This is a genomic window from Bacillus sp. FSL P4-0248 (genome assembly GCF_038593305.1).
Lineage (GTDB): Bacteria > Bacillota > Bacilli > Bacillales > Bacillaceae > Bacillus > Bacillus safensis.
Window position 1 is genome coordinate 305,174 of sequence record NZ_CP151983.1, and the last position, 14,831, is coordinate 320,004.

Genomic DNA, 14,831 nt, shown 5'->3' on the forward strand with positions numbered 1-14,831 from the left:
TACGAGTAATACGGCGTATAAACTCTAATGACCAGACCTCTATATGGAATTCATACATATTGTGGGGAAATAAGCGAATTCTAAAGATTGTTCGCATCATAACGCTTATGTTACGGTTATAAAGATGCTAATTTGGAGGGAAAATATGAATTCTGAAGAGAGAAATATCAAAATCAAGATAAATAATGTATCTAAAATTTTCGGTAAAAATGCTAAAAAAGCATCTCAAATGCTTGAAAAAGGGAAAACAAAAAGAGAAATCCTAAAAGAGACCGGCGCAACTGTTGGTGTCAATCGAGCAAATTTTGATGTTTATGACGGCGAGATATTTGTCATCATGGGGCTATCAGGGAGCGGAAAGTCCACACTTGTGCGGATGCTAAACAGGTTAATCGAACCAACCTCCGGTGAAATATATATTGATGGGGATATGATAACAAATATGTCAAAGGATCAATTGCGTGAAGTCAGACGGAAAAAGATCAGCATGGTTTTCCAAAACTTCGCATTGTTCCCGCACCGTACAATTCTTGAGAACACAGAGTATGGTCTTGAATTGCAAGGTGTAGATAAAGAAGAGCGCAGATCAAAAGCGCTTGAATCTTTAAAGCTTGTTGGACTTGAAGGTTTTGAAGAGCAATACCCAAATCAATTAAGTGGTGGTATGCAGCAGCGTGTTGGATTGGCACGTGCTTTAGCAAATGACCCTGACATTTTATTAATGGATGAAGCATTCAGCGCACTAGATCCATTAATTCGGAAAGATATGCAGGATGAATTGCTTGAGCTTCATACATCTGTAGGAAAAACGATCATTTTCATTACCCATGATTTAGATGAGGCGCTTCGTATTGGTGACCGCATTGTACTCATGAAGGACGGAAATATCGTTCAAATCGGAACACCAGAAGAAATTCTGATGAACCCATCGAATGAATATGTTGAACGCTTCGTTGAAGATGTTGACCTTTCTAAAGTATTAACCGCTGGTCATATTATGAAACGTGCAGAAACAGTTCAGATCGATAAAGGAGCCCGTGTTGCGCTTACGCTCATGAAAAACCTTGGGATTTCGTCTATCTATGCAGTAGATAAGAAAAAGCATTTATTAGGTGTTATTTCTGCACAAGCAGCGAAAAAAGCAGCAGAAACGGGAGCGTCGCTTGAAACTGTTCTTGATAAAGAATTTACCACAGTATTGGAATCAACGTATTTAACAGAAATCTTTGATGCAGTGTCTGATGCGGCAAACATTCCAATTGCAGTTGTAGATGAGAAAAACAGAATGAAGGGCATTGTGGTCAGAGGTGCATTGATTGGTGCATTATCAGGTAATGATGAATATATCAACATGTCTTCTAACAAGCTAGAGGAAATTAAGACACAAGAGCCTTCTGCACAGGAGGTAGAATAAGATGTTTAGTATGAGTGATTTACCTAGAATTCCGTTCGCGGATTATATCGATCGATTTGTTGACTGGTTAACATTAACGTTTGGTGGTTTCTTTGATGGCATCACAAATGGATTAGCTGGAACAGTAAATGGAATTGTAGCTGCACTTGGCGTCATTCCATCCATTATTTTAACCCTTATCTTTGCCGGCATTGCTTGGTGGATCAGTACAAGAGGAGTTGCTCTTTTCACACTTATTGGATTTTTACTGATCGACTATTTAGGCTACTGGCATCCAATGCTTCAAACACTTGCGCTCGTTCTGACCGCTGTGGTCATTTCTATCGTGATCGGGGTTCCGATCGGTATTTGGGCATCACAGAAGGAAACTGTGCGTAAAATTGTGACACCTATTTTAGATTTAATGCAGACAATGCCTGCATTCGTTTATCTATTACCAGCGATCTTTTTCTTTAACATTGGGGTTGTTCCTGGGGTTGTGGCATCGGTTATTTTCTCCATGCCGCCAACGATTCGTATGACCATTCTCGGTATTAAACAAGTACCAGCGGATTTAATTGAAGCAACTGAAGCTTTTGGTTCAACGACATTCCAGCGTTTATTCAAAGTTCAGCTTCCACTTGCAACAAAAACCATCTTAGCTGGTATTAACCAAAGTATCATGCTGGCTCTATCCATGGTCGTTATTGCCGCAATGGTAGGTGCACCAGGACTTGGTTCAGAAGTATATAGTGCGGTAACGCAGCTGAAAACAGGTATTGGTTTTGAAGCAGGTATTGCCATTGTTATTGTGGCGATTACACTCGACCGTATTACACAAAATATTAAAACGAAAAAAACCAGGGGGAATGCTTAATGTGGAAAAAGTCTCTCTACATTGGGATGACCGCCCTGCTCGTCTTTTTACTAGCCGCTTGCGGTGCACAATCGGATTCAAATGCAAGTGCAGCACAGCAGGTCAATAAAACGATTATTGGGATTGATCCGGGTTCAGGTATTATGGCCCTAACCGATCAGGCCAAAAAGGATTATGGCTTAGAGGATTGGACGGTTGTGTCTGCATCAAGTGCAGCCATGACGGCAACGCTCAAAAAATCATACGACCGTAAAAAACCAATCATTATCACTGGCTGGAATCCACACTGGATGTTTTCCCGCTATGATTTAAAATATTTAGATGATCCAAAAAAATCTTACGGTGAAGCGGAAGAAATTCATACGATTTCACGTAAAGGCTTTGCGAAGGATCAGCCGGAAGCAGCTAAAATGCTTAGTCAGTTTAAATGGTCTCAAGATGACATGGGCGAAGTCATGATTGATATCCAAGATGGTGTGAAACCAAAGGATGCCGCCTTAAAATATGTGAAAAAACATAAAGACCAAGTAGCGAAATGGACAAAAGGCGTGAAAAAGTCGAATGGTGGAAAAGTGAATCTTGCCTACGTTGCATGGGATAGTGAGATTGCAAGTACCAATGTTGCAGCAGAAGTATTGCGTGAACTCGGGTTTAAAGTAACTTTGACTCAGGTTGAAGCAGGTCCGATGTGGACAGCAATTGCAACCGGAAGTGCGGATGCATCATTATCCGCTTGGCTGCCAAATACGCATAAAACGTATGCAGCGAAGTTTAAAGGAAAATATGATGACCTTGGTACAAGTATGAAAGGTCTTCGAATGGGGCTAGTTGTCCCGACATATATGAAGAACGTAAACTCCATTGAGGATTTGAAAAAATAGTCAATGATGTAGTGGTTCCCTTATAATAGAAGGGAGCATGTTGAAAAAGCAGTCTGCTCAAAAAGCGGCTGCTTTTTTCTTATATAGAAGGATGGAGTTGTCGGGCGATGGATAAGTCAATCATGATTTTTCTGCATGGTGGAGGAGTAAGCAGCTGGATGTGGCAGGAGCAGGTTGAAATATTGAAAAACACGTATGAATGCTTTGCCCCTGATCTCATTGGACACGGGACAAGAGCAAAAGAACAGATATTTTCAATGAATGAAAGCACCCGTGAAGTCATCTCATGGATCAAGGAAAACGCGAATGGCCGTCAAGTGATTCTGATTGGATTTTCTTTAGGTGCGCAGATTGCCGTTGATGTGTTATCAAGAGAGCCGGATATCGTAGACATAGCCGTTATCAATAGCGCTCTTGTGATGCCTTTGCCATGGCTCCACTTCATGGTGAGGCCCCTTTTGCCACTGACGTATCCATTATTAAAGAAAGATTGGTTTATTCAGCTCCAAGCCGAAAAGATGGGGCTCCCGCAACATGTACTGCATCATTATGCGGCGGAATCGAAACATCTGCAAAAGAAAACCCTTCTTACGATGTTTCAGGAAAACCTCCATTACAAGCTCCCAGACACGTTTCAGCAAGCGAAGGCACGCATTCTTGTCACAGTGGGAGAAAAAGAAAAAGGCATCATGAAACGGTCAGCAAAAAAAATAACGAATTCACATCCGAAGGCAACAGGCGTCGTTGTTCCCGGTATTGGGCATACATTTACTTTTGAAAAGAAAGAACTTTTTACAGAAATGGTCATAAACTTTATAGAGGCACGTGCATTACCAGTCGAATTAAAGGAAATCCAGTAGCTGCGCCAATCAATAAGTGAAGACGAGCATAAAAGGGGCGCCGGTCTCTTAGAATCTGTATGATATAGGTATAAAACGCTTACAGTTTGTGTGTCCTAGAAGGAGGAGCTATGAGTAAAAACTATATCATATTCGGTGCAAGTCAAGGCTTAGGAGATGCTTTTGTAAAGGGTCTTCCATCAAGTGGAGATACAGTTTGGATTGTGTCGCGAAGTGAACCAAGCAGTTTGAACATAGATGACGGTGTACATAGAATTTGGCTGAAAATCGACTTATCAAGCCAAACACATATCCCTTATATGCTCGAAGCACTTGAGAACAAGACGATTGATGTACTCATCTATAACGTCGGTTTATGGGAAAAACGAGGCTTTGAAGACGATTATTCCTTTGATCACGATCAGCCAGAGGATATTGCACATTTAATCAATGTGAATGTCACCTCAACCATTACGTACATCCAGGCACTGCTTCCTCACGTAAGGAAATCGGAGAATGGAAAAATCATCGTCATTGGCTCAACGGCGGGTCTCGATCATACGAACCTGCCGCAGGTCTCGTTTGTTGCATCTAAATTTGGCCTGCGCGGAATTGTGAATGCACTGAGAGAGCATGTGAGGAAAGATAAAATATCCGTCACCTGTATCAATCCAGGAGAACTTGCGGCGGAGGTTCCGTATGAAGATGGAGCCGAAAAGGCCATCACTCTTTATGATGAAACGAGAATCCCTGTTCAGGATATTGTGGAGCTTGCGAGATGTGTGATTCATTTATCAAGGGTATCTTGCGTGAAAGAAATCAACGTTCCAGCCATGGCAGATCTGAATGCGTAATATAAAGCAGACCACCCGCCCTGAAGAGAAGGCGGGTGGCTTTTTCATTTATGATGAATGCTGCTGGAGTGTTTGATAGACAGCCTCGGTCAAAATCTCAATGCCAGTAAAGATAGCAGAGCGGTCGAAGGTCATATACGGATGATGAAGACCGGGCTTTAAATCACAGCCTAAACCGAGCATCGTGGATTTGATATGCGGAAGCTTTGCTGCGTAAAAGTGAAAGTCCTCTCCACCTGTTGTGACAATCGGGGGATCAAGCTGTTCTTTACCTAAAACCTGTTCAATTGCATGAGACATGATCTGGACAGCTTCCTCATTTAAGGTGGCGGCAGGCAGACGATGGTCTGTTGAAAGTGTAATGGAAGCGCCAAAGGCATCCGCTACAGAATGAACGGCTCTTTCAATTTCTTTTTCTAGCTCATCCATCACTTCGTTTGTTTGCGCCCTTACATCTAATGTAAAAGAAGCTTTCCCTGGGATGATGTTTGAGCTGCCCCCGCCAGCATGTATATTGGTCATTTTGACAGAATGCGCGACTCTTGGATCGACATGGATATGCGCGAGTCTCTGCACAAGAGTTGAAGCCACTTCTATTACGTTGACGCCAAGATGTGGGCGTGCACCGTGCGCTTCCTCGCCAATAATGGTGCCGACGTAATGATTACTTGATCCGTGCAAAATAGCAGGCGCGCAGCGTCCGTTTAATGTTTCTTGAATTGGGCGCACATGTACGCCATATAAGTAATCGACATCTGCGAGCACACCTTTTTCAATCATTTTCAGCGCACCGCCGCCTCTTTCCTCAGCAGGCTGAAAGATGAAACGGATCGTGCCGTTCGGTCGTTCTTTTTCCTTTAATGCCATGAAGGTGCCAAGAGCCATCGTCATGTGTGCATCGTGGCCACATGAATGATTGGCTTTAAACTCACCATCTACTTCCTGCCAAAGTGCATCAATATCAGCTCTCACAGCGACCACTGGTGCGCCTTCTCCAATTTCACCGATCACCCCTGTACAGTCGTCAAATGTTTGAGTTTTGCAGCCCAATTTTTTCAATATATCTTCAATATAAGCGGTCGTTTCTGTTTCTTCCCAGCTGATTTCTGGGTGGGCATGCAAGTGTTCAAAGATGTCTGTCACGGTTTGTTTCATTTCGTTTGTCAAAGTTGTCATGAGAAGCCTCCTTGCTGACAGATAATCTGCCAAAACATTATTTTAATGAAATAATATTGCTCTTAAATATCAACAGTGTTTATAATATAACACATCATTTGATTATTCTGAAAATTAAGTGAAATTCCGATCGGGACAAAGGGGTTTTGACACATGAAAACTGCGACAGTATCAGCACCAGAGAAACAAAAACGAAAACTTCAAATGCCAGATGCGTATGTTCTCTTATTTATGATTGCACTGATTTGTACGATAGCAACGTATTTTGTACCAGCGGGTGAGTTTGACCGAAAGACATCTGGGGAGATCACAACAGCCGTTCCTGGCAGCTATCACCGTATTGATCAATCACCAGTGAGTCCAGTTGGCTTTTTTACAGCGATACAAGAAGGAATGGTAGGGTCCTCTTCTATTATTTTTCTGATTCTATTTACGGGCGGAACCATTGCCATTCTGGAGAAGACAGGTGCTATTAACGGGATGATTCACCATGTCATCAGCCGGTTTCAAACGAAGCAATTATTGTTTATTTGTATTGTTGGGGGATTATTTTCAGTCCTTGGAACGACCGGAATTGTCGTGAACTCTGTCATTGGGTTTATTCCAATCGGCATCATTGTAGCACGATCCTTGAAATGGGATGCTGTAGCAGGAGCGGCTGTCATATACATCGGCTGTTATGCAGGATTTAACGCAACGATTTTATCTCCATCTCCATTAGGTTTATCACAAACGATTGCAGAGCTGCCGATCTTTTCCGGAATTGGCCTGCGTGTCATTATTTATCTTTGTTTTCTTATTTCTAGTATTGTGTACATCTATTTATATACAAGACGTCTGAAGAATAAAGAAAAGGGAAGCATTCTTGGCGATCAATGGTTTCCTGCTAAGGGGCTTGGCGGAGCCGATGCGGAATCTGTGGACAAGCCTGCATTTACTGGCAGACATAAGCTGATTTTAGCAGTGTGCGGATTGTCACTTGGAGGTTTCTTATATGGCGCACTTCAGCTTGGCTGGACCGATAAGGAAATGGCGGGTGTGTTCATTTTTATGGCTATCGCTGCTGGACTGCTCGGCGGTTTAGCGGCCAATGATATTGCGAAAACGTTTATTATCGGGTGCCAAAGCCTTGTTTACGGCGCACTTATTGTTGGGATGGCACGCTGTATTTCGGTCATTTTAGAAAATGGGAAGCTGCTTGATACAGTGGTCAACGGCTTGGCGAGTATGCTGACAGGCTTTAGTCCAATCGCTGGTGCGATCGGGATGTATATTGCGAGTGCGCTTCTTCACTTTTTGATTTCATCAGGATCAGGAGAAGCTGTTGTCTTTATCCCGATTCTTGCGCCGCTCGCTGATTTAATGGGTATCACAAGACAGGTAGCTGTAGAAGCAGTGATGCTTGGCGAAGGGGTAGTCAACTGTATCAATCCGACTTCCGGTGTGTTGATGGCTGTGCTTGCTGCAAGTGGTATTCCTTATGTAAAGTGGCTGCGTTTTATGGTGCCGCTTGCCCTCATTTGGTTTGTCATCGGTCTTGTATTTATTTGTATCGGGGTCATGATCAACTGGGGACCTTATTAAATATGTAGGAAGCTGCCGACGAGCGTTTGGCAGCTTTTTTCTTGTGGAAATATGTATGGAGCGGGCGCTTTGAAAGCACAATAAATGTGTTCACAAATTCGCTACATATTTTTTTTGAGCAGTCCCCTTGCAAAAGTTTGTGAAATGTTGCACAATATGAATGTGAAATACTTCACATAAGAAAAACAGCCTAGTTTTACTCAGGAGGATGAGATAAATGACAAACGAAAAAGTAAACAAAGTAGCCCTTATTGGAGCAGGTTTCGTCGGCAGCAGTTATGCCTTTACATTAATAAATCAAGCAATCACAGATGAATTGGTTGTCATCGATTTGAATCAAGACAAAGCAATGGGTGACGTGATGGATTTAAACCACGGAAAAGCATTTGCCCCGCATCCTGTGAATACATGGTATGGAGATTATGAGGATTGTAAGGATGCAGATATCGTCTGTATCTGTGCTGGTGCAAACCAAAAGCCAGGTGAAACAAGACTTGACCTTGTTGAGAAAAATTTAAATATATTTAAAGGCATTGTAGAAAACGTGATGAAAAGTGGATTCGACGGTATTTTCTTAGTGGCCACAAACCCAGTCGATATTTTGACATATGCGACTTGGAAATTCAGTGGTCTTCCAAAAGAACGAGTGATTGGCAGTGGTACGACGCTTGATACGGCAAGATTTAGATACATGCTCAGTGAGTACTTTGACGCAGCGGCACACAACGTGCATGCGTACATCATTGGCGAGCATGGAGATACAGAGCTTGCTGTTTGGAGTCATGCGAATATCGGAAGTGTACCAATTACAGAATTAATGAAGAGAAATGAGCAATACAAACAAGAAGACTTAGATGAAATCATGGAAAATGTTCGTCATGCTGCTTACCAAATCATTGAGAAAAAAGGCGCCACTTATTACGGCGTAGCAATGAGTTTAGCCCGCATTACAAGAGCGATCCTGCACAATGAAAACAGCATTTTAACTGTCAGCACTTACTTAGATGGAGAGTACGGAGCAGAAGATGTCTACATTGGTGCACCAGCCCTTGTGAATCGAAATGGTGCAACAGAAGTGATGGAGCTTGCACTGAACGACACGGAGAAAGAAAAATTTGCACACAGTGTAAATGTGTTAAAAGAGATTTTGGCTCCTCATTTTTAATCAATTAAAAGCAACCTATCTGAGCAGAAAAGGATGAATCACTATGTGGCAGCAAATATATGATCCGTTTGGTAATGAATTCGTCAGTGCATTGGTGGCAATGCTCCCAATCTTGTTTTTCCTTCTTGCATTAACCGTTTTTAAGCTAAAAGGTGTTTTAGCCGCTTGTTTTACCTTAATCGTCAGTTTTGTAACAGCTGTTTTCTTCTTTCATATGCCAGTTGAAAAAGCATTATCTGCTGTGCTGCTCGGTATATCTAATGGGCTGTGGCCGATTGGATATATCGTCATCATGGCGGTATGGCTCTATAAAATTGCCGTGAAATCTGGTAAGTTCGATGTCATTCGATCTAGTATTGCAGGAATCTCTCAAGATCAACGTCTACAGCTCTTATTAATTGGTTTTAGTTTTAACGCATTTTTAGAGGGTGCTGCTGGGTTTGGTGTACCGATTGCGATCAGTGCCGCTCTCTTAACAGAGCTTGGGTTTAAACCGCTGAAAGCTGCGATGCTCTGCTTAATTGCCAATGCTGCGTCTGGTGCATTTGGGGCGGTGGGCATCCCGGTGATTACAGGGGCGCAAATGGGCAATATGACGCCGCTTGCGTTATCTCAAACCCTTGTATATACCATCCCATTTATTTCATTCTGTATTCCGTTCCTCCTCATTCTGATTGTAGATGGATTGAAAGGGATCAAAGAAACTCTGCCAGCCTTGCTTGTTGTGAGTGGTACCTATGCCATTTTGCAAGCTGTCACAATGGTGACGATGGGTCCTGAGCTTGCCAATATTATTTCTGCCCTAGCAAGTATGGGAGTTTTGGCTTTATTTCTTCGGAAATGGCAGCCAAAACACATTTATCGTGAAGAAGGAGCGCCAGATATTGAACAGAAACAAACGTATCGCGGCGTTGAAATACTGAAAGCATGGTCTCCGTTCTATATTTTAACTGCTGTTATTACGGTATGGAGTCTGCCGGCATTTAAAGCATTGTTTGCTGTAGGAGGACCGCTTAACTGGACGACCATTTTAGTGAAAATGCCATTTTTACATCAGCAAATTGTGAAATTACCACCAATTGCACAAACGGAAACACCTATTGATGCGATCTTTAAAATTGATGTCATCAGTGCAACGGGGACCGCCATTCTGATTGCGGTCATGCTGACAGGGCTGTTTAGCAGACATATTACATTAACAGAAGGCGCTGTCTGCTTAAAAGCAGCGGTGAAAGAGCTTTGGGTTCCTGTTCTTACTATTTGTTTTGTTATGGGCTTTGCCAACCTAGCGAACTTTGCTGGACTAAGTTCAGCGATTGGACTTGCTCTTGCCAAAACGGGCGATTTGTTCCCGCTTGTCAGCCCGGTGCTTGGCTGGATCGGCGTGTTTATTACGGGGTCTGTCGTGAGTAACAACGCCTTATTCGGTAACCTTCAAGCGGTCACTGCTTCTCAAATCGGTTCACAGGCAGGTTTGTTAATTGGGGCGAATACGACCGGTGGTGTGATGGCGAAATTAATTTCTCCACAATCAATCGCTATCGCTACAGCAGCTGTTGGAGAAACAGGGAAAGAATCTGAGCTCTTCAAAAAGACCGTGAAGTACAGCTTCATCCTGCTCGGTATGGTATGTATATGGACATTCATTCTCGCTCAATTTGTATAGGTTGATAGACTAAAAAAGACTGAGAGAGATCTCAGTCTTTTTCTTTATGTAGATTCTCTTGTCACGAGCCGGGTAGGCAGCTGGATATGTTCGCGCTGTAATGGTTTTTGATCTTGCAGGAGTGCGATCATTTGCTGTACAGACCGCTGGCCAAGCTCTACGATCGGTATGTCAATTGTGGTGATCGTTGGAGCTGTCACCTCACAAATGTCTTGGTTGTCATAGCCGATGACCGCTAGATCCCCGGGGATTTGATAGCCGTATGAAATAGCCTGTTTAATGAGTCCTGCTGCGACTTGATCATTGCCGGTGAAAATGGCATCAGGCGCTTCCTTCATGTGATGGATGACCTCCATTAAGCGAAAGCCGTCTTCAATGGTAAAAGCCTCTCCAAACAGCCAATCATCTTGCAGCGGCAAACCGTGAGCAGAGAGTGCATCAAGATAGCCCTGTTTCCTTTGTTTCTGCGCTTCACTGCTTTCTGTATCAAAGCAAAACCCAATCGATTTTCGCCCCGACCGAATCAAATAGTCCACCGCTTTATAGGCGGCTTCCCGTTCATCGTATCCAATAATCGGGATGTTTGCTGTTTGGTGATATTCATTTGCCATGACAATGGGGCCGTTCGTTAAAAATGGCTCAATTTTCTCCCACGTATTTTCTAACGCACCCAATATAACCCCATCGACTTCTTTTCTTTTTAATAATTGAAGCCCTTCAAGTTCTAATGCTTCTTGATAAAACGTCTGGAGCACGATGGCTTTATATCCTTGATCCAGTGCTTCCTTTGAAATGCCTTTAATCAATTGTGCAAAAAAAGGATGGTCCACAGCTGGAACAGACACAGCAATGGTTTTTGTCTGATGTGACCTTAGTGTGCGGGCTGCTGAACTCGGTGTATATTCCATTTCTTTCATCACCTGTAAAATGAGCTGCCGCTTTTCTTCTGACACATATGGGTGATGGTTTAGCACTCTGGAAACGGTGGTGGTTGAAACCCCGCAGCGTTTGGCAATTTCATAAATTGTACACATATTAACAAATCCTTTACACAAAGTTATTGTTCTGAAATCGATAACATCATTTACAATGTGAAACAAGTTAAATATTAACAAAAGGAATTGATTAATTGGAGGGAATGGTATGCAAATATTGACGAAGATATCAGGTAAAAGCAAGGATTATCTTCCTTTGCTGGATATGATCAATCAAGGTGTTCAAGTAAAGGCCGATTCAATTGAAAAGCATCTAGCAAATGAAAAGCTGGTGACGTTCCTTGAGCAAGATATAGAGCGCACAGGTTTGGAAAAAATTCTCTTCCATTATAAACAAAATAAGGAAAAAAAGATACCGTTTCTGCCAGTTGACAAACTGATTTCAGAAGATGAAATCGATGATATTATGCAGGTGCTGAAGGAAGTATTGAGCTCTGGCCGTTTTACTTCAGGGCCATATATTCCGACATTTGAAAAGGCGATTGCTGAGTACTTAGGGAAAAAATATGTCATTGCCACGTCAAGTGGAACAGATGCATTAATGATCAGTCTCATATCAGCAGGCGTCCATCCAGGAGACGAGGTGATTTTGCCGGCCAATAGCTTTGCTGCAACAGAAAATGCAGTGCTTGCCATTGGGGCTGTTCCGGTATATGCCGATATTGATCCTGAAACCTACTGCCTCTCACCGAGTGAAATAGAGAAACATATCACAGATAAAACGGTATGCATTCTACCGGTTCATTTATATGGAAAGCAAGCGGATATGAAGGAGATTTCGGCGATTGCGAAACAGCATGGACTGAAAATCATTGAAGACGGCTGTCAGGCGATTGGCAGCAGCGGCCTTGGCGCTTATGGAGATGGACTTGTTCTCAGCTTTAATCCATACAAAAACCTTGGGGTCTGCGGAAAGGCAGGAGCCATCGCTACAAATGATGAGGCCTTAGCGGAAAAATGCATGGAGATCAGCTATCACGGCTTTGAAGCTGGAAAGAAAAATGTCAAACGCAGTGACTATGGCTTTAATTCGAAAATTGATAATTTGCAGGCAGCGATTGGACTCGAACGAATGAAGTATTTAGGACTGCAAAATTTCAAACGTTTTTACTTAGCCAAGCGATACATTGACCAGCTGCAAACGCTTGAGGATGAAGGATATATGAAGCTCCCGACGCTGACAGATGATCATGTATGGCATCTATTCCCGATTAGAGTGCTGAAGGGAGAACGAGATGAACTGGCATCGAAATTGCTGGAAATGGGCATAGAGACGGATGTCTATTACCCGGTTCTATCGCATCAGCATCAAACAAATCTTGTTTCTCAAAAATATAGACAAACGACACTTCCACACACGGAAAAAGCTGCGCAGCAATTACTTCACTTGCCGCTTTATCCAGGAATGCCGCTGCAAGATCAGGAGAAGGTCATCGAGGGGGTTCATCATGTTATCAAGTCTTCCATTCAATAAAAAACTGCTGAATCTGCCGAAGAATCCGCAGTGGATCGTCTTCTGTGATTTTGATGAAACGTATTATTCTCACGGAATGACAGAGGAGCAGAGAGAGGATGTCAAGCGGCTGGAAGCCTTTGTAGCAGAAAAGAGTGAAGCGGGACAGCTCTTGCTGGGCTGGGTGACGGGAAGCAGCCTCGATTCTGTCACGAGCAAAATGGAAAAAGGCGGGTTTCATCAATTCCCGCATTTCATTGCATCGAACTTAGGGACTGAGATTGTATATACGTCGGATGCCCATTTTGGACAGCCAGATGCAGAGTGGATGAAGCGGCTGGATGCACAGGGCTTTTCAGATGAAAAAATTGATGACATCCTGGAAACCATCCGAGAAAAGGGCATTTCCCTTAGACCGCAAACGCAGCTGGGCAGTTCAGGGTATAAGAAGAATTTCTATTATCAGGAGCAGGATGAACGGACAGATCTTTATCATCTATCATTTATCCAAACACTGGCTAAAGAGCGAGGCGTGGCAGTCAACATCAACAAATGCAACCCGCTTGCTGGAGATCCTGCGGATTGCTATGATGTCGACTTTTTACCAGTCGGAACAGGGAAGGATGAAATTGTCCGTTTTATGCTGAACCAATATGATTTATCGAAAGATCAAGGCTTTGCCTTTGGTGATAGCGGGAACGATTTGCGGATGCTTCAATCCGTCACACACGGCTTCCTTGTCCAAAATGCGACAGCCGAAGCCAAACGGCACCATCACCAAATTTGTCATCATGGGTATGCAAAAGGAATCTATGAAACACTGAAAACAGTGATGTATAAACATGAGGAGGCACATTCATGAAGAAAATTGGAATTGTTGGAGCAGGGAATATTGCAAAAGCACATGCAAGAGCATTATCAACGATCAAAGGTGCAGAATTATCCGGTGTCTATGATTTGCATGAGTCGGTCGCACAGGGATTCATTAAACAGTACGGCGGACGTGTGTATTCAAGTATCGGGACACTGGCAGATGCATCTGATGGATTGATCATTGCATCCCCTAATTTTTGTCACAAGGACCATGCCCTTCAGTCGCTAAGAGCAGGACAGCCGATTTTATGTGAAAAACCGATGGCTGTGTCGCTGAAGGAAGCGAAGGAAATGGTGGAGACAGCCAAACAGTTCCAAGTTCAAGCCAGTATGGGCTTTAACTATCGTTATTTATCCTTTGTGAATATATTGAAGAACTTGATTGCCAACGGTGAATTAGGCCGCATTTTAACTGTCAGAACTCATTTTAAGAAAAACAGTGCCCTTAGAAGAAAGACTTTTTCATGGAGAGACAGCGGTGAAAGTCTGCGTACGAGCGGTGCACTAGGGGATCTTGGCATTCATTTGATTGATATGCTGTGGTACTTATTTGGCAGTGAAATGAAGAAAGAATCACTTAACACCAAGATGCTGACACATGTAAAGGAAAAAGAAGAGAAAAAGGTTCAGGTGGATGATCATACCGAAATTTTTGGGCAGATGGAGAATCAAGTGTTCTTTCATTTAGTGACATCCAAAAGCACGCAGCCTGAGGAATGTGGATTTAGTGTAGAAGTCGTTGGTCATGACAAGGTATTCAAATACCATACGAACATGAAAAACGAATATGAGATCAGTGATGGATTGTGTGTGGAGCGTCATCAAATGCCGCAAACTTTGCTGACAGATCCGCCAAATGAATTTTACGGATGGTCCGATACATTCCGCGATCAGCTGATGCATTGGGTGAATACTGATCCATACCCATCTCATATGAAGGTCGCTGATTTTGAAGATGGTTATCGCGCACAGGCTGCGCTCAATACATGCTTTGAGAGGGAAGAGGCAGTCGTCTCTGCCCAGGCATATTAAAGAGGTGGAGCGGAGGATGTCATGACTCCGCTCCTTTTTAGAG

13 protein-coding genes are annotated in these 14,831 nt (G+C 43.0%); 11 read left to right on the forward strand and 2 right to left on the reverse strand.

The window, feature by feature from the left end:
• Positions 1 to 145: 145 nt before the first annotated feature.
• The 5 genes from opuAA to NST65_RS01675 all read left to right on the forward strand — a co-directional run bounded on the left by opuAA (position 146) and on the right by NST65_RS01675 (position 4,844).
• Positions 146 to 1,414 (forward strand): glycine/proline betaine ABC transporter ATP-binding protein OpuAA, encoded by a 1,269-nt coding sequence (gene opuAA, locus NST65_RS01655; RefSeq protein WP_034283228.1) that lies wholly within the window; start codon positions 146 to 148, stop codon positions 1,412 to 1,414.
• A 10-nt stretch (positions 1,415 to 1,424) separates the two neighbouring features.
• Complete coding sequence (opuAB, locus tag NST65_RS01660; protein ID WP_034283343.1) at positions 1,425 to 2,270, forward strand: glycine/proline betaine ABC transporter permease subunit OpuAB; 846 nt, start codon at positions 1,425 to 1,427, stop codon at positions 2,268 to 2,270.
• Positions 2,270 to 3,151: a glycine betaine ABC transporter substrate-binding protein gene (locus NST65_RS01665; protein WP_034283229.1), complete on the forward strand. Its 882-nt coding sequence runs from the start codon at positions 2,270 to 2,272 to the stop codon at positions 3,149 to 3,151. Before opuAB ends, NST65_RS01665 begins: the two co-directional genes overlap by 1 nt.
• A 107-nt stretch (positions 3,152 to 3,258) precedes the next feature.
• Positions 3,259 to 4,011 (forward strand): alpha/beta hydrolase, encoded by a 753-nt coding sequence (locus tag NST65_RS01670; protein WP_065215364.1) that lies wholly within the window; start codon positions 3,259 to 3,261, stop codon positions 4,009 to 4,011.
• A gap of 110 nt (positions 4,012 to 4,121) precedes the next feature.
• Positions 4,122 to 4,844 (forward strand): SDR family oxidoreductase, encoded by a 723-nt coding sequence (locus NST65_RS01675; protein ID WP_034283231.1) that lies wholly within the window; start codon positions 4,122 to 4,124, stop codon positions 4,842 to 4,844.
• Between the two features lie 48 nt (positions 4,845 to 4,892).
• Here the strand turns inward: NST65_RS01675 and NST65_RS01680 are convergent, their stop codons facing one another.
• Positions 4,893 to 6,020 carry a M20 peptidase aminoacylase family protein gene (locus NST65_RS01680; protein ID WP_111927568.1) on the reverse strand — a complete coding sequence of 376 codons (1,128 nt, stop codon included), beginning with the start codon at positions 6,018 to 6,020 and terminating at the stop codon, positions 4,893 to 4,895.
• 153 nt (positions 6,021 to 6,173) lie between these two features.
• Here NST65_RS01680 and NST65_RS01685 point away from each other — a divergent pair, with 153 nt between their 5' ends.
• The 3 genes from NST65_RS01685 to NST65_RS01695 all read left to right on the forward strand — a co-directional run bounded on the left by NST65_RS01685 (position 6,174) and on the right by NST65_RS01695 (position 10,435).
• Positions 6,174 to 7,604, forward strand: coding sequence for a YfcC family protein (locus NST65_RS01685; RefSeq protein WP_024424344.1), 1,431 nt, complete (start codon positions 6,174 to 6,176; stop codon positions 7,602 to 7,604).
• A 217-nt stretch (positions 7,605 to 7,821) separates the two neighbouring features.
• Positions 7,822 to 8,769: an L-lactate dehydrogenase gene (locus tag NST65_RS01690; RefSeq protein ID WP_111927567.1), complete on the forward strand. Its 948-nt coding sequence runs from the start codon at positions 7,822 to 7,824 to the stop codon at positions 8,767 to 8,769.
• 43 nt (positions 8,770 to 8,812) lie between these two features.
• Positions 8,813 to 10,435, forward strand: coding sequence for an L-lactate permease (locus tag NST65_RS01695; protein WP_111927566.1), 1,623 nt, complete (start codon positions 8,813 to 8,815; stop codon positions 10,433 to 10,435).
• Between the two features lie 44 nt (positions 10,436 to 10,479).
• On the opposite strand, the gene NST65_RS01700 is transcribed toward NST65_RS01695, so the two are convergent.
• Positions 10,480 to 11,469 (reverse strand): LacI family DNA-binding transcriptional regulator, encoded by a 990-nt coding sequence (locus NST65_RS01700; protein WP_024424341.1) that lies wholly within the window; start codon positions 11,467 to 11,469, stop codon positions 10,480 to 10,482.
• A gap of 109 nt (positions 11,470 to 11,578) precedes the next feature.
• On the opposite strand from NST65_RS01700, the gene NST65_RS01705 reads away from it, so the two are divergent.
• Genes NST65_RS01705 through NST65_RS01715 form a run of 3 tightly spaced genes read left to right on the forward strand, consistent with a single transcriptional unit; the run spans position 11,579 to position 14,788 of the window.
• Positions 11,579 to 12,904 (forward strand): DegT/DnrJ/EryC1/StrS family aminotransferase, encoded by a 1,326-nt coding sequence (locus NST65_RS01705; RefSeq protein ID WP_056765018.1) that lies wholly within the window; start codon positions 11,579 to 11,581, stop codon positions 12,902 to 12,904.
• The gene (locus NST65_RS01710; protein ID WP_111927565.1) at positions 12,879 to 13,745 is read left to right on the forward strand and encodes an HAD-IIB family hydrolase; all 867 of its coding nucleotides are present in this window, start codon (positions 12,879 to 12,881) and stop codon (positions 13,743 to 13,745) included. Before NST65_RS01705 ends, NST65_RS01710 begins: the two co-directional genes overlap by 26 nt.
• Positions 13,742 to 14,788, forward strand: a complete 1,047-nt coding sequence (locus NST65_RS01715; protein ID WP_103132600.1) for a Gfo/Idh/MocA family oxidoreductase — start codon at positions 13,742 to 13,744, stop codon at positions 14,786 to 14,788. Before NST65_RS01710 ends, NST65_RS01715 begins: the two co-directional genes overlap by 4 nt.
• Positions 14,789 to 14,831: the final 43 nt, after the last annotated feature.

Excerpts from the sequence above, each read along its gene's own strand:
- NST65_RS01695 (WP_111927566.1), top strand. The coding sequence starts at position 8,813 with ATGTGGCAGCAAATATATGATCCGTTTGGTAATGAATTCGTCAGTGCA.
- NST65_RS01710 (WP_111927565.1), top strand. The coding sequence starts at position 12,879 with ATGTTATCAAGTCTTCCATTCAATAAAAAACTGCTGAATCTGCCGAAG.
- NST65_RS01715 (WP_103132600.1), top strand. The coding sequence starts at position 13,742 with ATGAAGAAAATTGGAATTGTTGGAGCAGGGAATATTGCAAAAGCACAT.
- NST65_RS01705 (WP_056765018.1), top strand. The coding sequence starts at position 11,579 with ATGCAAATATTGACGAAGATATCAGGTAAAAGCAAGGATTATCTTCCT.
- opuAB (WP_034283343.1), top strand. The coding sequence starts at position 1,425 with ATGAGTGATTTACCTAGAATTCCGTTCGCGGATTATATCGATCGATTT.
- NST65_RS01700 (WP_024424341.1), bottom strand. The coding sequence starts at position 11,469 with ATGTGTACAATTTATGAAATTGCCAAACGCTGCGGGGTTTCAACCACC.
- NST65_RS01665 (WP_034283229.1), top strand. The coding sequence starts at position 2,270 with ATGTGGAAAAAGTCTCTCTACATTGGGATGACCGCCCTGCTCGTCTTT.
- NST65_RS01685 (WP_024424344.1), top strand. The coding sequence starts at position 6,174 with ATGAAAACTGCGACAGTATCAGCACCAGAGAAACAAAAACGAAAACTT.
- NST65_RS01680 (WP_111927568.1), bottom strand. The coding sequence starts at position 6,020 with ATGACAACTTTGACAAACGAAATGAAACAAACCGTGACAGACATCTTT.
- opuAA (WP_034283228.1), top strand. The coding sequence starts at position 146 with ATGAATTCTGAAGAGAGAAATATCAAAATCAAGATAAATAATGTATCT.
- NST65_RS01690 (WP_111927567.1), top strand. The coding sequence starts at position 7,822 with ATGACAAACGAAAAAGTAAACAAAGTAGCCCTTATTGGAGCAGGTTTC.
- NST65_RS01675 (WP_034283231.1), top strand. The coding sequence starts at position 4,122 with ATGAGTAAAAACTATATCATATTCGGTGCAAGTCAAGGCTTAGGAGAT.
- NST65_RS01670 (WP_065215364.1), top strand. The coding sequence starts at position 3,259 with ATGGATAAGTCAATCATGATTTTTCTGCATGGTGGAGGAGTAAGCAGC.